General features: G+C 66.7%; 16 protein-coding genes. 5 read left to right on the top strand and 11 right to left on the bottom strand.

Annotated elements, in window-relative coordinates; translation table 11 throughout:
* Window positions 1-15: 15 nt before the first annotated feature.
* From nadC to nadA, 4 genes are read right to left on the bottom strand one after another with little or no spacing between them, the layout of a single operon-like run.
* Window positions 16-873, bottom strand: a complete 858-nt coding sequence (nadC, locus tag DT343_RS15860; RefSeq protein WP_112863629.1) for a carboxylating nicotinate-nucleotide diphosphorylase — start codon at window positions 871-873, stop codon at window positions 16-18.
* Window positions 870-2,384: an L-aspartate oxidase gene (locus tag DT343_RS15855; RefSeq protein WP_112863628.1), complete on the bottom strand. Its 1,515-nt coding sequence runs from the start codon at window positions 2,382-2,384 to the stop codon at window positions 870-872. The genes nadC and DT343_RS15855 overlap by 4 nt, the downstream gene beginning before the upstream one ends.
* Window positions 2,381-3,253, bottom strand: coding sequence for a metalloprotease (locus tag DT343_RS15850; protein WP_112863627.1), 873 nt, complete (start codon window positions 3,251-3,253; stop codon window positions 2,381-2,383). The genes DT343_RS15855 and DT343_RS15850 overlap by 4 nt, the downstream gene beginning before the upstream one ends.
* 58 nt (window positions 3,254-3,311) lie before the next feature.
* Window positions 3,312-4,403 carry a quinolinate synthase NadA gene (gene nadA, locus DT343_RS15845; RefSeq protein WP_181669217.1) on the bottom strand — a complete coding sequence of 364 codons (1,092 nt, stop codon included), beginning with the start codon at window positions 4,401-4,403 and terminating at the stop codon, window positions 3,312-3,314.
* A 190-nt stretch (window positions 4,404-4,593) separates the two neighbouring features.
* On the opposite strand from nadA, the gene ilvA reads away from it, so the two are divergent.
* Window positions 4,594-6,108, top strand: a complete 1,515-nt coding sequence (ilvA, locus tag DT343_RS15840; protein ID WP_112863626.1) for a threonine ammonia-lyase, biosynthetic — start codon at window positions 4,594-4,596, stop codon at window positions 6,106-6,108.
* A 69-nt stretch (window positions 6,109-6,177) separates the two neighbouring features.
* Complete coding sequence (locus tag DT343_RS15835; protein ID WP_112863625.1) at window positions 6,178-8,385, top strand: methyl-accepting chemotaxis protein; 2,208 nt, start codon at window positions 6,178-6,180, stop codon at window positions 8,383-8,385.
* A 40-nt stretch (window positions 8,386-8,425) separates the two neighbouring features.
* On the opposite strand, the gene DT343_RS15830 is transcribed toward DT343_RS15835, so the two are convergent.
* Window positions 8,426-8,824 (bottom strand): host attachment family protein, encoded by a 399-nt coding sequence (locus DT343_RS15830; protein WP_112863624.1) that lies wholly within the window; start codon window positions 8,822-8,824, stop codon window positions 8,426-8,428.
* Between the two features lie 109 nt (window positions 8,825-8,933).
* Here DT343_RS15830 and DT343_RS15825 point away from each other — a divergent pair, with 109 nt between their 5' ends.
* Window positions 8,934-9,644, top strand: coding sequence for a LamG-like jellyroll fold domain-containing protein (locus tag DT343_RS15825; protein ID WP_112863623.1), 711 nt, complete (start codon window positions 8,934-8,936; stop codon window positions 9,642-9,644).
* Here the strand turns inward: DT343_RS15825 and DT343_RS15820 are convergent.
* From DT343_RS15820 to DT343_RS15795, 6 genes are all read right to left on the bottom strand, one after another.
* Window positions 9,641-10,165 (bottom strand): methylated-DNA--[protein]-cysteine S-methyltransferase, encoded by a 525-nt coding sequence (locus DT343_RS15820; RefSeq protein WP_112863622.1) that lies wholly within the window; start codon window positions 10,163-10,165, stop codon window positions 9,641-9,643. The genes DT343_RS15825 and DT343_RS15820 overlap by 4 nt on opposite strands.
* The gene (locus DT343_RS15815; RefSeq protein WP_112863621.1) at window positions 10,149-11,240 is read right to left on the bottom strand and encodes a bifunctional transcriptional activator/DNA repair enzyme AdaA; all 1,092 of its coding nucleotides are present in this window, start codon (window positions 11,238-11,240) and stop codon (window positions 10,149-10,151) included. The genes DT343_RS15820 and DT343_RS15815 overlap by 17 nt, the downstream gene beginning before the upstream one ends.
* Before the next feature lie 58 nt (window positions 11,241-11,298).
* On the bottom strand, window positions 11,299-11,508 hold the full coding sequence (locus tag DT343_RS15810; RefSeq protein ID WP_017504712.1) for a helix-turn-helix transcriptional regulator: 210 nt from the start codon (window positions 11,506-11,508) through the stop codon (window positions 11,299-11,301).
* Window positions 11,501-12,202: a hypothetical protein gene (locus DT343_RS15805; protein WP_112863620.1), complete on the bottom strand. Its 702-nt coding sequence runs from the start codon at window positions 12,200-12,202 to the stop codon at window positions 11,501-11,503. Before DT343_RS15805 ends, DT343_RS15810 begins: the two co-directional genes overlap by 8 nt.
* A gap of 73 nt (window positions 12,203-12,275) precedes the next feature.
* Window positions 12,276-13,424: an HAAS signaling domain-containing protein gene (locus DT343_RS15800; RefSeq protein ID WP_258522596.1), complete on the bottom strand. Its 1,149-nt coding sequence runs from the start codon at window positions 13,422-13,424 to the stop codon at window positions 12,276-12,278.
* A complete protein-coding gene (locus tag DT343_RS15795) occupies window positions 13,421-13,756 on the bottom strand; it encodes a PadR family transcriptional regulator (protein WP_112863618.1) in 336 nt (111 codons plus the stop codon). Before DT343_RS15795 ends, DT343_RS15800 begins: the two co-directional genes overlap by 4 nt.
* A gap of 197 nt (window positions 13,757-13,953) precedes the next feature.
* Here DT343_RS15795 and DT343_RS15790 point away from each other — a divergent pair, with 197 nt between their 5' ends.
* A complete protein-coding gene (locus tag DT343_RS15790; RefSeq protein WP_112863617.1) occupies window positions 13,954-17,337 on the top strand; it encodes a class I SAM-dependent DNA methyltransferase in 3,384 nt (1,127 codons plus the stop codon).
* Between the two features lie 190 nt (window positions 17,338-17,527).
* A complete protein-coding gene (gene uvrB, locus DT343_RS15785) occupies window positions 17,528-19,756 on the top strand; it encodes an excinuclease ABC subunit UvrB (RefSeq protein WP_258522616.1) in 2,229 nt (742 codons plus the stop codon).
* Window positions 19,757-19,759: the final 3 nt, after the last annotated feature.

Below are 19,759 nucleotides of genomic sequence, written 5' to 3'. Positions count from 1 at the left end.
GAGGCCTACAAGCCGTCAGAGCGCGTCCAGGCCGATATCCAAAACGGGCGCCGAATGGGTCAGGGCGCCGACCGAGATAACGTCCACGCCCGTCTCGGCGATGCCGCGCACCGTCGTCAGATCGACCCCGCCCGAGGCCTCCAGCACGATCCGCCCTGCAACGCGCGCCACGGCGGCGCGCAGGTCGTCGAGGCTGAAGTTGTCCAGCATGATGACATCGGGCGCCGCGCCCTCGTCGATCAGGGCTAGTACGGCGTCCAGCTGATCCAGCCCATCGACTTCGACCTCGACCTTCATCAGATGCGGGGCGAAGGCCTTGGCCCGCCGCACCGCCTCGGCGACGCCGCCACAGACAGCGACGTGGTTGTCCTTGATCAGGATGGCGTCGTCCAGACCGAAGCGATGGTTGATCCCGCCGCCGCAGGCCACGGCGTGCTTCTCCAGCGCGCGCAGTCCCGGCGTGGTCTTGCGCGTATCCGCGATCCGCGCCTTGGTCCCGGCGACGGCTTCGACATAGGTGCGCGTCAAAGTCGCCACGCCGCTGAGCCGCCCGACCAGATTGAGCGCCGTCCGCTCGGCCGAGAGGAAGGCGCGGGCGTCGGCCTCGACCACCGCCAGCACTTCGCCGGCCTCGAAGGCGTCGCCGTCTCTCAAACGCAAATCGACCGAGGCCTTGGGATCCATGGCCAGCACGGCCAAGCGCACGCAGTCGATGCCGGCCAGCACGCCGGGTTTCCTGGCCGCAAAGGCCGCCTTCATCCGCGCATCCTTTGGGATGCAGGCCATGCCGGTCACATCGCCCGCCCGACCCAGATCCTCGGCAAGCGCCAGCCGCACGACAGGCTCGATCAGGACTTCTGGAAGTCGTCTCATTCCGCCGCCTCCAACGCCGCCGGGTATGGGATCCGCACGCGCGTGTGCACCGCCGCCCCATCCGTTTGCGGATAGTCCGACCGGTAGTGCCCGCCCCGGCTCTCGCGCCGGTCCAAAGCCGCCTTGGCGATCAGCCTCGCCGCCAACAGGACGGCCGCCGGCCCGTGCCGGCTCGCCAGCCGGTCGATAAGGGCGACTAAGGTCTGCAGCCCCTCCGCATCACGCACCACACCCGCATGCGCCGTCATGGCGGTCCGCAGTTCGGCCATCGCCGCATCTGGCAGGTCAGGCGAGATATCAGCCGTCAAAGCGTGGCCGCCGCCGACTTCTTGGGCCGCCGACAGGCCCGCGCGCCGACCGAAGGCCGCCGCTTCCAGCAGGGAGTTGGACGCCAGCCGGTTGGCGCCGTGCACGCCGGTCGCCGCACATTCTCCGACCGCATAGAGGCCCGCAACTGTCGTGCGTCCGTCCGCATCGGCGGTGATCCCGCCCATGTGATAGTGGCAGGCCGCCATCACAGGGATCGGGCTGACACGCGGGTCTAGCCCGGCGCGCATACAGGCGGCGAAGACGGCGGGAAACGCGTTGGGAAACTCGTCCCCGATCGCTGCCCGCGCATCCAGAAAGGCCCCTCGCCCGTCGGCGCGCGCCGCATGAACCGCTCGCGCCACCACGTCGCGCGGTTTCAGATCGGCGTCGGCCTCGTCGCCCAGCAAAAACCGTCCCTGACCATCGATCAGCCGCGCGCCCTCGCCCCGCAGAGCCTCGGTCGCTAGCGGCGCGGGGTCCAGTCCTACGTCGATGGCGGTGGGGTGGAATTGCACAAACTCGGGATCGAGGATTTCCGCGCCAGCACGCGCGGCCAGGGCCATCCCCTCGCCCTTCAACGCCGCCGGGGTCGTGGTCGCCGCAAACAGACCACCCGCGCCGCCCGTGGCCAGCACCACCGCCGTCGCCGTGATCTCGACCAGGCGGTCGCCGCGCACGACCACCGCCCCGACAACTCGGCCGTCCGCGTCCTGCGACAGGGCCTTCAGCCGCGCGTCGTCCCAGACCTCGATCAACTTCTCGGCTCGCACAGCCGCGACGACGGCCGACAGGATGGCCCGGCCCGCGCCGTCGCCGCCGACTCGCGCCACTCGGGGAACGGAATGGGCCGCCTCCAGGCTGACGACGAAGCCGCCGTCCGCATCCCGGTCGAACGGCGCGCCCAGGGCCGCCAGCCACTCGACCGTCTCGCGCCCGGCGTCGGTCAGGGCGCGCGCCGCGACCGGCTCGACCAGACCCGCGCCTGCCGCCTCTGTATCCCTGGCGTGCAATGCGGCCGAGTCCAGCCCTGTCAGCGCCGCCGCCATCCCGCCCTGCGCCCAGGCCGACGAACAGGCGCTCAGCAAGGGCTCGGGCGTCACGACCAGCACCTTCGCGCCGGCCTTCGCCGCCTCAAGCGCAGCCGACAGCCCCGCCAGCCCCGCCCCGACGATCAGAGGTCCGTCATGCCGCATTCGGTTCATCGTCCAAAGCCCAGGTAGTTGAGGCCCAACTGCACCGCGCCGGCCGGATCGCCCCCGGTCATCGGCATCAGGGCGCCGACGGCCGCCGCCGCGCACACCCCCAGGGTCAGCAGATAGAGCGCAAGGCTCTTGCCCGCCTCGGGCCAGCTCAGCGTGCCCCAGGCCGCGCGCCAAACGCCACGCTTCAGATGGCTGAACACCGACAGAGCCAGGAAGGCGGCCAAGATAAAGCGCCCGGTCGTCAGCCCCCACCAGACCACCGCCACGCCGATGACCAGCAGCACGATCTGCTCCAGACGGGGATGCACACGCGTCAGCACCGGGCCCAGAGCCTTGGACCCATCCAGAGGTGGCGCCGGCACGAGGTTCACCAGATTGAGCATGGCGATGAAGAAGGCGCCCATCAGCCACTCTCCCTGCCCCAGAACCATCCAGACCCCGACGAACGGGATCATCGCCAGCAGGCCGAAGGCCGGTCCGGCTAACGACACCAGAACCCCGTCCCACTCGCTTTTCGGCTCACGCCGCGCCTTGGCCAAGCCGCCGAGGAAGGGGATGATGTAGATGCGGGCCGGCCCCATGCCGAGCTTGTTCATCGCCAGAGCGTGACCCGCCTCATGGACGAACAGCCCGATCAGCACCGCGCCCGCCACGATGGCGCTGCCCGTGATCCACCACAGGAAGCCGCCCATCAACGCCGTGGACAGCATCGCCCACACCAGGCCCTGGTCCTTCTCGACCGGCGCTTCGGCTGCGGGCGCCGGCGCGGTTTCACGGGCCGCTGTCGTTTCGGGCTTGGCGTCCCAAGGTCCCGGCGTGCGGCCCAGAGTACGGTCAGGCGTCTGATCTGTGGTGTCTGTGTTGCTCATGGCGTCCAGATGGGCGCGGACGACCGTCCCGTCGCCGGGACCGATCGCCGCGTCACGCTCAGATCAGCTCCACATCGACATGGTGGCGCGCCTTGACGAGGTCGTAGCGCGCGGGAATGGCGGGCGGCGGCAGGTCGATCATTCGCTGCACCGCCAAGCGTCCGCGTTCGATCATGTCGGCCGGCACCGTGACCTCGAACTGCATGTGCAGCAGGCAGTCATGGATGTTCTGAAGCGTGATCCGCTTCATGTGCGGGCACAGGTTGCAAGGGCCGATGAACCGCACGCCCGGCACGTCGCCGGCCACGTTCGAGGCCATCGAACATTCGGTGATCATGACCACCTGTTTGGGGCGGCGCGCCTCGACATAGTCGGTCATCGCCGCCGTCGAGCCGGCGAAGTCCGCCGCCGCCAGCACGTCTTCCGGGCATTCCGGGTGGGCTAGGATTTCCGCGCCCGGATAGGCGGCGCGCATCTCGGCGATGTCGTCCACCGTGAACCGCTCATGCACCTCGCAACGGCCTTTCCAGGCGATGATGCCGATCGTCGTCTGGGCCGCGACGTTTCGCGCCAGGAACTCGTCCGGGATCAGGATGACCCGATCCACGCCCCATTCCTTGGCCGCCCATTCGACCACCTGAACAGCATTGGCGCTGGTGCAGCAGATGTCGGTCTCGGCCTTCACATCGGCGGTGGTGTTCACATAGGTCACGACCGGCAGCCCCGGATAGCGCTGCTTGATCAGCCGCACATCCGCGCCGGTGATCGACGAGGCCAGCGAGCATCCGGCGCGCAGGTCGGGGATCAGAACGGTCTTTTCCGGCGACAGGATCTTGGAGGTCTCGGCCATGAAGTGGACGCCCGCCTGGACGATCACCTTCGCATCCGACCGCGCGGCCTCCTTGGCCAGGCCCAGGCTGTCGCCGACATAGTCGCCGACCCCGTGGAAGATCTCGGGCGTCATATAGTTGTGGGCCAGGATCACGGCGTCGCGCTCGCGCTTCAGTCGGTTGATCTCGCTGATCAGGCGCGCCTGCGCGGGCCATTCCAGCGGCGTGACGTGGTCCTTGACCTTGGCCCACACCCCCGCGGTTTCCCGCTCCAGCTCTTTCGTCAGACCAAAGGCGCCGTCAGCCATGATCATCTCCATACCCTTATGCTCACATTTAGCATAAGCAGGCGCAATGTAGGCCGATGCGGGCGCTGTGCAAGAGGAAATGCATACCTCTTCCTGCAAGTCACCGACGATCGCGACTTGCAAAAACCGTTCCCAAGTGGGCGGATATCGCCTAGATGGCAGCCCACTTCTTTGCCGCCAAGCGCCTATTCACGACATTTCCATGCAGGACACCATCCGCCGCATCCTCACCGCCCGCGTCTATGACGTGGCGGAGGAGACGCCTCTCGACCCGCTGCGCCGCCTGTCGGTGCGGCTCGACCGGCCCGTTCTGCTGAAGCGCGAGGACTTGCAGCCGGTCTTTTCGTTCAAGATCCGCGGCGCCTACAACAAGATCGCCGGCCTGTCGCAGGATGAACTGTCCAGGGGCGTCATCTGCGCCTCGGCCGGCAATCACGCACAAGGGGTGGCCCTGGCGGCCGCACGTCGCGACATTCCAGCCACCATTGTCATGCCGACCACGACCCCCGGCATCAAGGTCGCGGCCGTCCGCGCCCTGGGCGGCGAGGTCGTCCTGCACGGCGACAGCTTCGACGAGGCCTATGCCCACGCCCGTGAGTTGGAGGGCCGGACCGGCGCGGCGTTCATTCATCCCTTCGACGACCCCGACGTCATCGCGGGCCAAGGCACTGTGGGGCTGGAGATCGCCCGTCAGCACGCCGATCCGATCGAAGCCGTCTTCGTGCCCATCGGCGGCGGAGGCTTGGCCGCCGGGGTCGCGGCGATCGTCAAATTCCTGCGGCCCGAGACCCGGATCATCGGCGTGGAGCCAGTGGATGCCCCGACGATGAAGTCCGCCATCGACGCGGGGCAGGTCGTGACGCTGAACGAGGTCGGCCTGTTCGCCGACGGCGTCGCCGTGCGTCGAGCCGGGTCCGAGACCTTCCGGCTGTGCAAGGATCTGCTGGACGAGATTGTACTCGTGGACACCGACGCCATCTGCGCCGCGATCAAGGACATTTTCGACGACAGCCGCGCCATCGCCGAGCCCTCGGGCGCCGTGGCCTTGGCGGGGCTGAAGGCCTGGGCCGCCGCTCATCCCGGTAACGGCAGCCTGATCGCCGTCAACTCGGGCGCCAATCTGAACTTCGACCGGCTGCGCCACGTCGCCGAACGGGCCGAAATCGGCGAGGGGGCCGAGACCCTGCTGGCGGTCGCCATGATGGACGACCGCGACGACTATCGTCGATTTCTCGACAGTCTGGACGGCCGTTCGGTCACCGAGTTCAACTATCGCTGGTCCGGCGACGGGCAGGCGCAAATCTTCGTCGGCGTCGCTCTGCGAAACGGTCCGCACGAGCGCGACGACCTGATCGCGAGCCTCCGCGCCGGCGGCTATGCGGTCGAGGACATGAGCGACAACGAGACGGCCAAGCTGCACGTCCGCTACATGGTCGGCGGCCGCACCGTCGGCCTGCCCCACGAACGCATCCTGCGTTTCCAGTTCCCGGAACGCCCCGGTGCCTTCCTGCGCTTCCTCAACAGCCTCCAGCCCGCCTGGGCCCTGACGCTGTTTCACTATCGCAACCACGGCGACGACGTCGGCCGGGTGCTGGCGGGCATCAGCGTGCCGCCCCAGGAGCAGGACCAACTGACCGCCGCCCTGGCCGATCTGGGCTACCCCTACGTCGACGAGACCGCCAACCCGGCGTGCCGGCTGTTTCTGGACGGCGCATGACTACGTAGCACCGCCTTAACCGGGTGTTTGGGGAACAGGGCGCATAAGCGCAGGCCTACGGAGCCCGTCATGTCTGCGTTTAACCGCCTGTCCATCGCCCTGAAGCTCGCCGTCGTGGCGGGGTTCGCCATTGGCGCCTTGATGATCGTCGCCGCCGTCGGCGTGACGGCCTATTCCGGCGCCATCGTCCGTGACATGGCCGGCCGATACGCCGAAAGCGCCGCTCAGGAGGCGTCTCAGGAAATCCGCAACGAGATCGTCTCGGCCGGCACGGGCGCCAAGACCTTGGCCGCGACCTTGGGCGCGGCGCGACAGACGGGCCTGACGGATCGCGCCGCCTATCTGGCCCTGGTCAAGCCGAACGCTGAGGCCACCGATCAGGTCATGGGCGCCTGGTTCATGGCCGCCCCGGACGCCGTGGGGGCCGACGCGGCCCACCGCGGGGATGCGGCGACCAGCTCCAACGTCAACGGTCGTCTCTCGATCTATTGGGTGCGTCGTGACGGGCAGATCGCGATGGAACCCGAGGCCGACGGATCGGACTTCGAACAGGCCTATTACACCGAGCCGATGGCCAGCGGCGCGCCGGTCGTGGTCGAACCCTATGAAGAGAGCATAAGCGGCGGCAAGGTCGCGATGACGTCTGTCGCCTATCCGGTGCGCGCCAACGGCCGCATCATCGGCGTCGCGGGACTGGACATCACCCTGGCCAACCTGTCGCAGCGCTTGGCGGCGATGAAGCCGCTGGGCGCCGGCCGCGTCACTCTGGTGTCGAGCAAGGGCGTCTGGGTCGCGCATCCCGACGCCGCCGTGCGAGGCCAGGCCTATGCCGACGCCGGCGCGGACATCGTGCGCAACGTCATCGCCAAACGACAAGCACAGGCGGTCGAGGGCGTCAGCGTGAACGGCGAGCCGGTTCGACGTCTGGTTCAGCCCGTGATCCTGCCCGGCCAAAAGGCGACCTGGGCCGTCGTGCTGGATATCCCCGTCAAGACGATCGAGGCCCCGGCGCGCCAGCTGGCCTTGATGCTTCTGGTCGGCGGCGTCCTGATCATCGCCGCCATCATCGTCGCCCTTCTGATCACCAGCGACCGTCTGATCCGACGCCCGCTGTCGCGTCTGACGGCTGATGTGCGGACCATGAGCGAAGGTCGCTATGACATTCCCGTCGCCGGTGCGGACAAGGCCGATGAACTGGGCCAGATTGCGCGGGCGCTCGAAGGGTTCCGGCTTGAGCTTGCCGACGGTCTGACGCGTCGCGATCAGCAGCAACGCGAGCGTGCGGCCGCAGAAACCGATCGTCGCCGGCACGCCGAGGAGACCGAGCTTTTCGCCGCCTCGCAAACGCGCGCCGTCGCGACTTTGGGTGAAGGTCTGTCGCGTCTCGCCGCCGGCGACTTGGTCTGGCGAATGCCGGAGGCGGGCTTCACCGCCGACACGCGTCGCATCCCGGAAGATTACAACGCCGCCCTGCATCAGTTGCACACGACGATGACCGGCATCTGGACCACAGCTCAGTCGATGCGCGGCGGATGCCAGGACATCGCCGCCGCCGCCGACAGCCTGTCGCGCCGCACCGAGCAGCAGGCCGCCGGTCTGGAGCAAACCGCCGCCGCACTGGACGAGCTGACGCAAACGGTGCGTAGCAGCGCCGAAAACGCCGAGCGCGCCCGCGACATCACAGAGGCGGCGAAGGCGGCGGCCGATAAGGGCGAAGCCGTCGTCCACGACGCAATTGGCGCCATGTCGGAGATCGAGCAGTCCTCGACCCAGATCAATCAGATCGTCGGCGTGATCGACGAGATCGCCTTCCAAACCAGCCTTCTGGCCCTGAACGCCGGCGTCGAGGCCGCACGAGCCGGGGAAGCCGGACGTGGGTTCGCCGTCGTCGCCTCCGAGGTGCGGGGCCTGGCCGAACGGTCAGCCAGCGCCGCAAAAGAGATCAAGGCGCTGATCGCCCTGTCGCAAAGCAATGTGCAGCGCGGATCCGATCAGGTGTCGCTGACGCGCGATAGCCTCAGCGCCATCGCTGTCCAGGTGGCGGAGGCCAACGCCCTGGTTCGCACCATCGCCGCCGCGACGGGCGAACAGTCCGTCGGCATCGGCGAGATCAATGTGGCGATCAATCAGATGGATCAGTTCACCCAACAGAACGCCGCCATGGTCGAGGAATCCACAGCCGCCTGCCACGCCCTGACGAACGAGGCCGGCGAACTGGAGGGGCTGATCAGCCGCTTTAATTTGGGTCAGACGGCGCAGTCGAGACGCGCCGCCTGATCAAGGGACGGGCGCCACATTGGAGCCCGTCTGACAATCTTCACGCCTTGTCGATGGCGGCGGCGATCTGATCGCTGGAATGGCCGGTCAGGTCCTTGGCGATCTCGCCGACCAGCTTGCCTTGAAGGTCCTTGTGCCAATGCTTGCGCAGTTCGCCCAGCGTCTTGGGCGCTGCGATCACCAGCAGTTCGTCGATCTTGTTGGTGACCGACCATTTGTTCAGCACCTCGGCGACGCCCATGGCGAAGCCGTCCTCGGCCTGGGTGTCATTGTCGGGGTTGGCCTCATTCGACCGGCGGCCGGCAGAACCCGAAACCCGATCCGCGATGGCCGGGGTTTCCAGCGGCGTCAGCTTGATGTCCGAAGCGTTCGTATTCTTGAACAGGGCCAGCTTCTCGCCATCGACCACCGCCACCAGCGCGCCATTGGAAAGTTTCATCGTCGACACTCCAGTCTGTAGGGATCGAGACAACGAACCGGGACGCAGGCCGTTGCCTCACGCCGCCGATCCCATAGTGTCGCGCGACAAAGCCGCCCGGAGATGAACCATGCCTGACGTCCTGCCGCTGGACCGCCGCCGCCTGATGGCCCTGGGCGCATCGGGCGCCGCGGCTGCGATCCTGCCTGGGTGCGCGACCATGACGGCTGCATCGCCACGCCAGACGGTATGGACCTTCGATCGCCTGACCGACATCGGGGGGATCGAAACCCGCGTCGAGGGCGCGCCGACCCTGATCGACAGTCGCTTCGGCCGAGCGGTTCAGTTCGACGGCGGGGACGACGCCTTTTTCATCGATCAGCATCCGCTGGCCGGCGCCAATACCTTCACCTTCGAGGCCCTATTTCGGCCCGACGGCGGCGCATTCGAGCAACGCTGGTTTCATCTCGCCGAAGAGGCGCCGGCCGGTCAGCCGCCTTCGCAGACGCGCTTCCTGTTCGAGGTCCGCGTGGTTCAGGACCGCTGGTACCTGGACGCCTTCATGCGCGGCCCCGGCTACAACCACACCCTGATCTTTCCGGATCGGCTCCATCCGTGCGGACAGTGGTTCCACGTCGCCCAGACCTTCGACGGCGTCATGTACCGGGCCTATGTCGACGGCGTTCTGCAGGGAGAGCACCCGGTGCCGTTCACGCCGCAAGGGCCGGGCCGCGCCTCGGTCGGTTGCCGCCTCAACCGCGTGAACTACTTCAAAGGCGCGGTCCGTCAGGCCCGCTTCACCCACGCCGCCCTGCCGTCCGAACGGTTCACCCGCGGCTAGAGCAGCCGGCCGCCCGCTTCATGCGCCAGGAGCCAGCGTTTGCGCTCCAGCCCGCCGGCATAGCCGGTCAGCGTCCCGTTCGCTCCGATCACGCGGTGGCATGGCACGATGACGCCGACCGGATTGGCGCCGTTGGCCAGGCCCACGGCCCGGACGGCCTTTGGCGCGCCGATCGCCGCGGCGAGTTGACCGTAGGTGCGGGTCTCGCCGGTCGGGATGTCGCGCAAGGCCTTCCACACCGCGCGTTGGAAATCCGTGCCGCCGGTGCGGACCGTGATGGCGTCGAAGGCGGTCAGGTCGCCGCCGAACCAGGCCTCGACCGCCCGGCGCACCGGCTCCGGCGCGCGGCCTTCGGTCAGTACGACCTCACCGTAGTGTCGGCGCAGCAGCAGGCGCAGACGGGCTTCGTAGTCGTGGAAGTCCAATGCCCGCACCGCGCCGGCGTCGGTGACGACCAGCACCTCGCCGACGGGCGACGCGATGCGATCCAGGGTCAAATGCATGTCAGGCTGCTTGGTCATCTCGCCGCTCCTCGTTCAGGGCCCAGTAGAGTGCGCCATAGGCCCGCCACGGCCGCCACCGCTCGGCGCGCGCCAGCAGAGCGGCGTCCGTCGTCGTCAGCCGGTCGCTGGGCGCATCCTCGCCCGTGTCGATCCAGTCGCCCGCGAGCCTCAACCCCGGCTTGGCCCTGATTGCCGCGCGCAGCACGGGGTCGGCCGACAGGTCGCGCGTGATCGCCTCGGGATCAGCGGCGAGATCGACCACCCGTCGGAGCCGCGCCAACACCCCCGGCAAGGCTTTCAGATTGTCGATCCGCGCCTCGACCGCCGCCTTGCCGGTGGCGGCGGGGCGCACCGTCACCGAACCGTCCGTGCCGTCCACGTTGGGGTGAAGCCGCCGGGTCCATGCGCCATCGACCACCGCTTCGTCCGCAACGCTGCGCATCGCCAAGGTCCTCATCATGGCGTCCCAGTCATAGGGCGGGCGATAGGACAGACCGATCTTGATCACCCCACCCGCTTCGGCTTCGACCTTGCGACGCCGTAGGTCGGACGGTGCGCGACCATACAGGGCCTGAAACGTCTCGTTGAAGCGTCGCACGCTGCCGAAACCCGACGCCATCGCCACCTCGGCCATCGACAGGGCGCTCTCATGGATCAACTGTTTGGCCAGGAGGACGCGCCGTGTCTGGGCCACGCTGACCGGGGCCGCGCCCAGATGCTGGCGGAAAAGGCGGCGCAGCTGTCGCTCGCCCATGCCCAGCCGTGTCGCCAGTGCGTCCGTGTCGCCGACATCCAATGCCCCCGCCTCGATCAGGGACAGGGCCCGGCTGACGGTATTGGATGTACCGCGCCAAGCCCCCATTTCCGGCGCCGTCTCGGGCCTGCACCGCAGACAGGCCCGCAAGCCCGCCGCCTCGGCCGCTGCGGCGCTGGGGTGAAAGACCACATTCTCGCGCTTCGGCGTCCGCGCCGGGCAGACCGGCCGACAGTAGATGCCCGTCGAGGTCACGCCGGTGAAGAAACGCCCGTCGAAACGGGCGTCCCGCGCAACGACGGCACGCCAGCAGGCCTCCTGATCCAACAGCTGATCCATGTCCGCAGGATGCGCCGACCGCCCGCCGATGTCTCGCGGTTTTCGGACATGAATCGGATCAGTCTCTCAAGAAGAACAAGGCCTCCACCGTCGTGTCCAAGGCCCGGGCGAGTTCAAGGGCCAGGACAGTCGAGGGCACGAAGACGCCGTTCTCGACCGTATTGATGGTCTTGCGCGAGACGCTGGCCTTGTCGGCCAGCCCCTGCTGCGTCAGGCCCGCGGCGGTGCGCGCCTCCTTCAGCCGCGAGCCGAGCCTGGGATCACCCATCGCGACCGGCCTCGCGATCCAGCCAGGCGAACCGCAGGCCCGCCGACGCCCCACCCAGCGCCAGGACATAGGGCAGGGCCAGCACGCCATAATCCGCGCGCCACAGACCCAGACCCAGCGCCACGGTGACCCCGCCCATCAGCACGACGAAGGCCAGGATCATTGATCGCGCCCGCAGAACCTGCGTCAGCTCGTCTTCCATCAGACGGCGGTTCTTCTGCGCGTTCCAGTCCCAGCCCATGACGAGCACAGGGATCAGCCAGCCGTACAGAACCGGCAACAGGATCTGCACATAGGCGCCGAGGTTGTGGTCGCCGCCCAAGACCCGCTGCATGGCCAGATGCGCCTGAGCCATGAACAGCAGCAGCACCAACGGGTAAAGAACCAGCTGTTGCGTACGCCCCCGCTGCAGCTTTTCGCGGCGGGCGCCGTCCCGGCTCTCCGCCACATCGATCGGCTGACCGGGGCGGCCGCACCAGGCCATCATGGCCCCGATGAGCATCAGCCCGAAGCCGAAGCCCGCCGCCACGCCCGCGGTCGTCGCCTGATCGCCCTCTGTTCCCTGCATGAGCGCGAAACCCGCTCCGCCGGCCAAGGCGGCGGCGCCGATGACGAGCATGGCGACGCCGCCCCACCAGTATCGACGCCGGCTCGACTGCACCCGCATAACAGCGGCGTTTTCGTCCTTGTTCACGACTTCCTCCTGAAGTAACCTTGAGGTGACATATCACCTATAGGTTACACGCCGTCAAGAGGGGGCGTCGCCTTTATCGACCGACGACCAGCCGCGCCGCCGCGCGGATGACCCGCACCACCTCTGCGGCGAAGGCCCAGACCACCACAACCATCAGGATCGTCGCCACCCCGCCCACGTCCTCACCGGACCGGCCGATCAGAACCCGAATCCGATCCACGAAATCGGTGACGCTGCCGACCCAGATCAGCGGCGACAGGGCCGACCAGAACCAGATCCACAACAGGCCCCAGGCGGCGGCGATCCCGAACGCCAGGTCGCCCAGCGCCGTCAGTCGCACATTGCCGCCCGACGCCGCCCGCATCAGGTCGAAGCCGATGCGGCAGGCGGCGAACAGGGCGACCGGCCAATAGGCGACGCTGGTCATGTCCGTCAGGATGCGGCCGTAGTTGACGCCGTCGACCACCCCGAACAGCTCGTCGGGCGAGACCGGCCGCGTCTGAAGCAGGCCCGTCCACCACAGCAGCACCACGGTCCAGCCGATCGCGCTGGCCACCGCACGGGCCACGGGTGACATCTCGGCGCTCTTGCGCACGGCTTGCCCTGACTTTGAGGCCCCTTCGGCGCCCTTGGTGAACCATTCGCCCTTGGCGATCCGCTGGGTCGTCCACCGTTCGGCGTCGAAATCGCCCCCCAGCTCGAACACACCCAGATCCTTGACCCGCCATTTGGCGATGAAGTCGGGGCGGCACGACTGCCGCTCCAGCACGAAGCCGACGGCGGTCAGAAGTCCGACGACCGTGATCGCCCCGCTGATCAGGCTGGAAATCCCCTGGCCGATCGCCTGGCCCACATAGACGTCGCCGACCAGAACCCGCACCGCCAGGCCGATCAGGGTGACGGCCGCCATGACCGTCAGACCGACCTTCAGCCCGAACATCCACCACGGATAGAGCTCAGGCCCGATCAGGGCATGCGGTCCAGGGCGATAGCGCGCCGCTACGCTCAGCGGATGACCGACCTCGCGCAGCAGGGCCTCGACCTCGTCGTCGGTGGGCACACGGCCCAGCCGAGCCTCCAGCGCCTCCAGACGGCCCATGATCTCGTCGCGCAGCTCGGCGACGATGTCGTCGCGATTGTCCTTCGGCAGCTGGGCCGCCACGGCCTTCAGATAACGTTCGACCAGGTCCATGCCGGTCTCTCCCTCTTTCCCGGTGTTCACAGCATCTTCTCCAGCGAGGCCGACAGGCCGCGCCATTCCACAGAGAGCCGTTCCAGCATCGCCTCCCCACGCGGCGACAGGCGGTAGAACCGCTTCTTGCGCCGCTCTTCCTCGCGCCATTCGCTGTCCAGCAGCCCCTGGCTCTCCAGCCGGCGCAGCAGCGGATAGAGGGTGCTCTCCTCCATCTCGACCCCGACCTCGCCCAGGGCGACCCGCAGCGAATAGCCGTATTGCTCGCGCCGCAGGCTCGCCAGCACGGCCAGGATCAACGACCCCCGCCGCAGCTCCAGCCGCAGGCTCTCGAACAGCAACGCCTCGTCGTTCTCGCTCACCCGCCACCTCCATGAGTCACGTAGTGTGTGATACACAGTGTATGTGGCATACTGTGTGAGAGAGTCAATGTTGGTCGCACAAGAACCCAATGGCTTGAGCATCAAGTGAAAACACTCGTGATGCGCGATTTTTTAATAACTACAGATTGTAACTGGAGGTCTGACCTTTCGCGCGGTCAGGTTGCCGGGGGCATTGCGTGGATACCGAGAACTTCATACAGCGCTGGCAATCCGCTCGCGGCGGCGCCGAGCGCGCCAACTACCAGATGTTCCTCGCCGAGCTGTGCGAAGCGCTGGATTTGCCCCGGCCAGACCCCGCCAGCGACGACACCCGCGCCAACGACTACGTCTTCGAACGCGGCGTGAAGCGACGCGAGTCCGAAGGCCTGGCCTCCACCCTGCGCATCGACCTATACAAGCGCGGCAGCTTCATTCTGGAGGCTAAACAGTCGCGCGCCGCCCACCGGCCAGACGGTCAGGCGATGCTCTTCAACGCCGATGAAACCGTCTCGACCGCCGCGTCTCAAGGGCGCTGGGACATTCTGATGCGTAACGCCCGCCGCCAGGCCGAGGACTATGTCTTTCGCCTGCCCGCCGACCACGCAGCGCCGCCCTTCATCATCGTCTGCGACGTCGGCTATGTCTTCGAGGTCTATGCGGACTTTTCGGGCAGCGGTCGGGCCTACTCCCACTTTCCCGATCGCAAGCGCTTCCGCATCCGGCTGGAGGATTTGCGCGATCCGGAGGTCGTCGCGCGCCTCAGGAGCATCTGGTCTGATCCCTACAGCCTGGACCCGGGTCGCCACGCCGCGCGAGTCACGCGCCAGATCGCGGAGCGCTTGGCCCAAGTCTCCAAGGCGCTTGAAAGGAAGCACCCCGCCGAGGAGGTGGCGCAGTTTCTGATGCGCTGCATCTTCACGATGTTCGCCGAGGACGCGGACCTCCTGCCGCGAGGCCAGTTCACGGCCCTGCTGGAAGAGTGTCTCGACGGGCCCGCCAGCTTTGCACCACTGCTTCAGGACCTGTGGCGCAAGATGGATGCGCCCGATTACGCCGACCGTTTCTTCTCCGGCTTCAAGACCCATCTGCGCTACTTCAACGGCGGTCTGTTTCATGACGCCCGCGCATTCCCGATGGGCCGTGAGGAGATCGGCGAACTGCTGGCGGCGTCGCGCCATGACTGGCGCTATGTCGAGCCCGCCATCTTCGGCACCCTGGTCGAACAGGCGCTGGACACCACCGAGCGTCGCAAGCTTGGAGCCCACTACACCCCGCGCGCCTATGTCGAACGCCTGGTCGAGGTCACGGTGATGGAGCCGCTTCGCGGCGATTGGGCCGACGCCCAGCTGAAGGCCGGCGACGCCCGCGAGCGCGGCGACCTGAAAGAAGCGGTCGCCATCATCCGCGCCTTCCACCATCAGCTTTGCAACACTCGTGTGCTGGACCCGGCCTGCGGAACGGGCAACTTCCTCTATGTCTCGCTGGAGCTGATGAAGAAGCTGGAAGGCGACGTGCTGGAGGCCCTCGCCGAGCTGGGCCAGTCCGAAACAATCGGCTTCGAAACCGTCGATCCGCACCAGTTCCTGGGCATCGAGCTGAACGTCCGCGCCGCCGCCATCGCCGAGCTCGTATTGTGGATCGGCTATCTGCAGCAGCACTACCGCAACCGCGCCGAACATCCCGCCGAACCAATCCTGAAGGCCTTCGGCAACATCCAGCAGAAGGACGCGGTCCTGACCTGGGACGGCTATCCGGAGTTTCAGTTCGAAATGCGAGAAGGCGTGGCGGTGCAGGTCTATCCGAACGCCACACGACCGGACTGGCCGGAGGCAGAGTTCATCGTGGGGAACCCGCCATTCATTGGCGGTAAGGACCTGCGCTCACGCATGATGCCGGGCTATGCGCCCGCCCTGTGGAAGGCGCATCCCCATATGAACGAGAGCGCCGACTTCGTCATGTACTGGTGGGATAGGGCCGCCGAACTACTGACGCGCAAGAAGACGCCGCTTCGCCGGTTCGGCCTCGTGACCACCAATTCCATCAGCCAGATCTTCCAGCGGCGTGTGATGGAACGGCACCTGAATGCGAAGGCGCCCATCTCAATAATTTTCACAGTGCCCGACCATCCCTGGACCAAAGCCACGAAGGACAGCGCGGCGGTGCGGATCGCGATGACGGTTGCCCGGGCGGGTGCTCATGAGGGCGAACTACGCGAAGTGATAGCAGAATCCGCACTCGACACCGATGATCCGAACTTGGCTTTCTCGTCACGCCCTGGCCGGGTGAACACCGATCTGACCGTCGGTACTGACGTCACTAAGGCTGGCGAACTAAGATCGAATATCGCTCTTTCGAGCCCCGGCGTTAAACTCCACGGCAGCGGCTTTATCGTAGGTTCCGCAGAAGCTGAGCATTTGGGCTTGGGAAGCCGTGAAGGATTGGAGCGTCACCTTGTCCCCTACCGCAATGGGCGGGACCTTGTTGGACGTTCACGTGAAGCTATGGTGATCGATTTCTTTGGTCTTTCAGCTGAACGTGCTCGGCAATTGTTCCCCGAGGCGTTTCAGCATGTGCTAGCAACTGTTAAGCCGGAGCGGGACACCAATAACCGAGCGACGTATCGGAACAACTGGTGGATTTTCGGAGAGCCGCGTGGCGACTTCCGCCCGGCTCTCGAAGGTCTGGACCGCTACTTGGCCACTGTTGAGACTGCGAAGCACCGCATTTTTCAGTTCATTGACGGTGCGGTTCTTCCCGACAACAAACTGATTTGCATCGCGCTTGCTGAAGCCGCCCATCTGGCCGTCCTCAGTTCGTCGGTACATTACACATGGTATCGTGCCAACTCCGCGATGATCGGAGTGTTCGATCAGGACGCTGTGTACGTAAAATCCCGCTGCTTCGATCCCTATCCCTTCCCCACCCCGTCAGACGCCGTCCGCGCCACTCTGGCCAATCTAGGCGAAGAGCTCGACGCCATGCGCAAGACTGTGCAGGCCGAGCATCCCGACCTGACCCTGACCGGCCTCTATAACGTGCTGGAGAAAATTCGCGCCGGGACGCCGCTGGACGCTAAGGATCAGAACGTAAAGGAACGCGGCCGGGTGCTGATCCTCAAGGACCTGCACGACCAGATCAATCGTGCGACCGCAGACGCCTATGGCTGGCCCCACGATCTTTCGGACGAACAGATTCTGGAACGTCTCGTCGCCCTCAACGCCGAACGCGCTGCGGAGGAAGCCGCCGGTCATGTACGCTGGCTGAGGCCGAACTATCAGATCCCACGGTTCGCCAAGATCGCCTCCAAGACGTCTGGCGCGCTGGACCTCGGCGACAATGTCGTCGCTTTCGACCGCAGCCTGCCGGTCTTCCCCAAGGACAAGTCGGAACAGCCATTGGCCATTCGTGCGGTGCTGGAACGGTCGGGGCGCGCCATGGACGCGATCGAGATCGCTCGCGCCTTCAAGGCTGGCGGTAAGCGGATCGAGCCGCGCGTCATCCAGGCGCTCTACACCCTGGTGCGTTACGGCTGGATCACGCCGCTGTCCGACGGGCGCTTCGCCGCGCGACGCGCTGCCTGACGCGCAACCGGCCGCTCACAGGCGCGCTATGGCGAGAGACATCCTCACGCACTAAGTTCTGTTCATGAACCGTTCTTCGACGCCGAAGCCCGCCGCCGCCAAGCCGGCCAAGCCCGTTCACGTGCCCAATCCGGGGGTGCAGGAGGCCTCGGCCGCCTTTATCCGCGATACGGGCCAGAAGGGGGGCAAGATGCCGATGTTCGCCCCCGTCGCCGGCCCGCGCCTGACGCCGGAGGAGCCGGTCGCTGCGCCCGCCGACTGGGTGCCGCACCGCCCCTCGCACGAGGGCAAGAAGAAGGGCGGCCGCTTCCGGCTGGAGACCAAATACACGCCCGCCGGCGACCAGCCCGCCGCCATCGCCGAACTGGTGGCCCAGGCGCAGGCCGGGGACCGCGACCAGGTCCTGCTGGGCGTCACCGGCTCGGGCAAGACCTTCACCATGGCCAAGGTGATCGAGGAAACCCAGCGCCCTGCCCTGATCCTGGCGCCGAACAAGACGCTGGCGGCCCAACTCTATTCCGAGTTCAAATCGTTCTTCCCAGACAACGCGGTCGAATACTTCGTCAGCTACTACGACTACTACCAGCCAGAAGCTTATGTTCCGCGTACAGATACGTACATTGAGAAGGACTCAAGCATCAATGAGCAGATCGACCGTATGCGGCATTCTGCGACGCGCGCTATACTAGAACGCGAAGACGTCATTGTTGTGGCGTCGGTGTCCTGCATTTACGGCATCGGGTCGGTTGAGACCTATACGGCGATGACGTTCACGCTGAAGGTCGGGGACCAGATCGACGAGGCGAAGCTGCGGGCGGATCTGATCGCGCTGCAGTACAAGCGCAACGACCTGAACTTCGACCGGGGCATGTTCAGGAAGCGGGGCGATGTGATCGAAATCTTCCCGGTCCACCTGGAGGATCGGGCCTGGCGGATCAGCCTGTTCGGGGACGAGTTGGAGGCGATCCAGGAGTTCGATCCGCTGACGGGCAAGAAGACGGCCGATCTGAATGAGATCACCGTCTATGCGGCCAGCCACTATGTGACCCCGCGCCCGACGCTGAACCAGGCCGCCGCCGGCATCAAGGCGGAGCTGAAGGAGACGCTGGACTGGATGGTCGAGAACGGCAAGCTGCTGGAGGCCCAACGCCTCGAACAGCGCACCCGGTTCGACCTGGAGATGATGGAGGCCACCGGCAGCTGCGCCGGCATCGAGAACTACAGCCGCTGGCTGACCGGCCGCGCGCCGGGCGAGCCGCCGCCGACCTTCTTCGAATACATCCCCGACAACGCCCTGCTGTTCGTGGACGAGAGCCACGTCACCATCGGCCAGATCAACGGCATGTTCCGGGGCGACTACCGCCGCAAGTCGACGCTGGCGGAATACGGCTTCCGCCTGCCCTCCTGCATCGACAACCGCCCGCTGAAGTTCGAGGAATGGGAGGCCATGCGCCCCCAGACGGTGCACGTCAGCGCCACCCCCGGCCCGTGGGAGATGGAACAGGCGGGCGGCGTCTTCGTCGAGCAGGTCATCCGCCCCACCGGCCTGATCGATCCGCCGGTCGAGATTCGCCCCGTCTCGGGCAAGACCCGCAACCAGGTCGACGACGTCATTGACGAGGTCAAGGCGACGACGGCCAAGGGCTATCGCAGCCTGGTCACCACCCTGACCAAGAAGATGGCCGAGGACCTGACCGAATATATGCACGAGCAGGGCATCCGCGTCCGCTACATGCACTCCGACGTCGACACGCTGGAGCGGATCGAGATCCTGCGCGACCTGCGGCTGGGGACGTTCGACTGTCTGATCGGCATCAACCTGCTGCGCGAGGGTCTGGACATCCCCGAGTGCGGCCTGGTCGCCATCCTGGATGCGGACAAGGAGGGCTTCCTGCGCTCGGAGACCTCATTGATCCAGACCATCGGCCGCGCCGCGCGCAATGTGGACGGCCGCGTCATCCTGTACGCCGACCGCATGACCGGCAGCATGGAGCGCGCCATCGCCGAGACGGACCGCCGCCGCGAACGGCAGATGGCCTACAACGCCGAACACGGCATCACGCCGGAAACGGTCAAGCGCGACATCAAGGAGATCATGGACAGCCCCTATGAGTCGCGCGAGATGGATCGCCTGACCAAACCGGGCGTGGCCGAAGCCTCCAAACCCTTCGTCGGCTCCAACTTCCAGGCCGCCCTGCGCGACCTGGAAGGCCGCATGCGCGAGGCCGCCTCCAATCTGGAGTTCGAGGAAGCCGGCCGCCTGCGCGACGAGATCAAGCGCATGAAGCTGATGGACCTGGAGTTCGCCAACGAAGCCCTGACCGGCGCCGGCGAAGCCGTCGACAAGTCTGCGCCGAAGCGGTGGCGGGCCGAGGCGGCGGCGGAGGCGCAGGAGCGGTTCAGGAAGGGGCGGCTGTAGGGG

It is taken from the genome of Brevundimonas vesicularis (genome assembly GCF_900445985.1).
Taxonomy (GTDB): Bacteria; Pseudomonadota; Alphaproteobacteria; order Caulobacterales; family Caulobacteraceae; genus Brevundimonas; species Brevundimonas vesicularis_D.
Note: the sequence above shows the minus strand (reverse complement) of the source record. Positions and strands in the feature narration are given on the sequence as shown.

Bases quoted from the DNA above. Each gene is read 5' to 3' on its own strand.
- nadC (WP_112863629.1), bottom strand. From the start codon at position 873: ATGAGACGACTTCCAGAAGTCCTGATCGAGCCTGTCGTGCGGCTGGCG.
- DT343_RS15855 (WP_112863628.1), bottom strand. From the start codon at position 2,384: ATGAACCGAATGCGGCATGACGGACCTCTGATCGTCGGGGCGGGGCTG.
- DT343_RS15850 (WP_112863627.1), bottom strand. From the start codon at position 3,253: ATGAGCAACACAGACACCACAGATCAGACGCCTGACCGTACTCTGGGC.
- nadA (WP_181669217.1), bottom strand. From the start codon at position 4,403: ATGGAGATGATCATGGCTGACGGCGCCTTTGGTCTGACGAAAGAGCTG.
- ilvA (WP_112863626.1), top strand. From the start codon at position 4,594: ATGCAGGACACCATCCGCCGCATCCTCACCGCCCGCGTCTATGACGTG.
- DT343_RS15835 (WP_112863625.1), top strand. From the start codon at position 6,178: ATGTCTGCGTTTAACCGCCTGTCCATCGCCCTGAAGCTCGCCGTCGTG.
- DT343_RS15830 (WP_112863624.1), bottom strand. From the start codon at position 8,824: ATGAAACTTTCCAATGGCGCGCTGGTGGCGGTGGTCGATGGCGAGAAG.
- DT343_RS15825 (WP_112863623.1), top strand. From the start codon at position 8,934: ATGCCTGACGTCCTGCCGCTGGACCGCCGCCGCCTGATGGCCCTGGGC.
- DT343_RS15820 (WP_112863622.1), bottom strand. From the start codon at position 10,165: ATGACCAAGCAGCCTGACATGCATTTGACCCTGGATCGCATCGCGTCG.
- DT343_RS15815 (WP_112863621.1), bottom strand. From the start codon at position 11,240: ATGGATCAGCTGTTGGATCAGGAGGCCTGCTGGCGTGCCGTCGTTGCG.
- DT343_RS15810 (WP_017504712.1), bottom strand. From the start codon at position 11,508: ATGGGTGATCCCAGGCTCGGCTCGCGGCTGAAGGAGGCGCGCACCGCC.
- uvrB (WP_258522616.1), top strand. From the start codon at position 17,528: ATGCCGATGTTCGCCCCCGTCGCCGGCCCGCGCCTGACGCCGGAGGAG.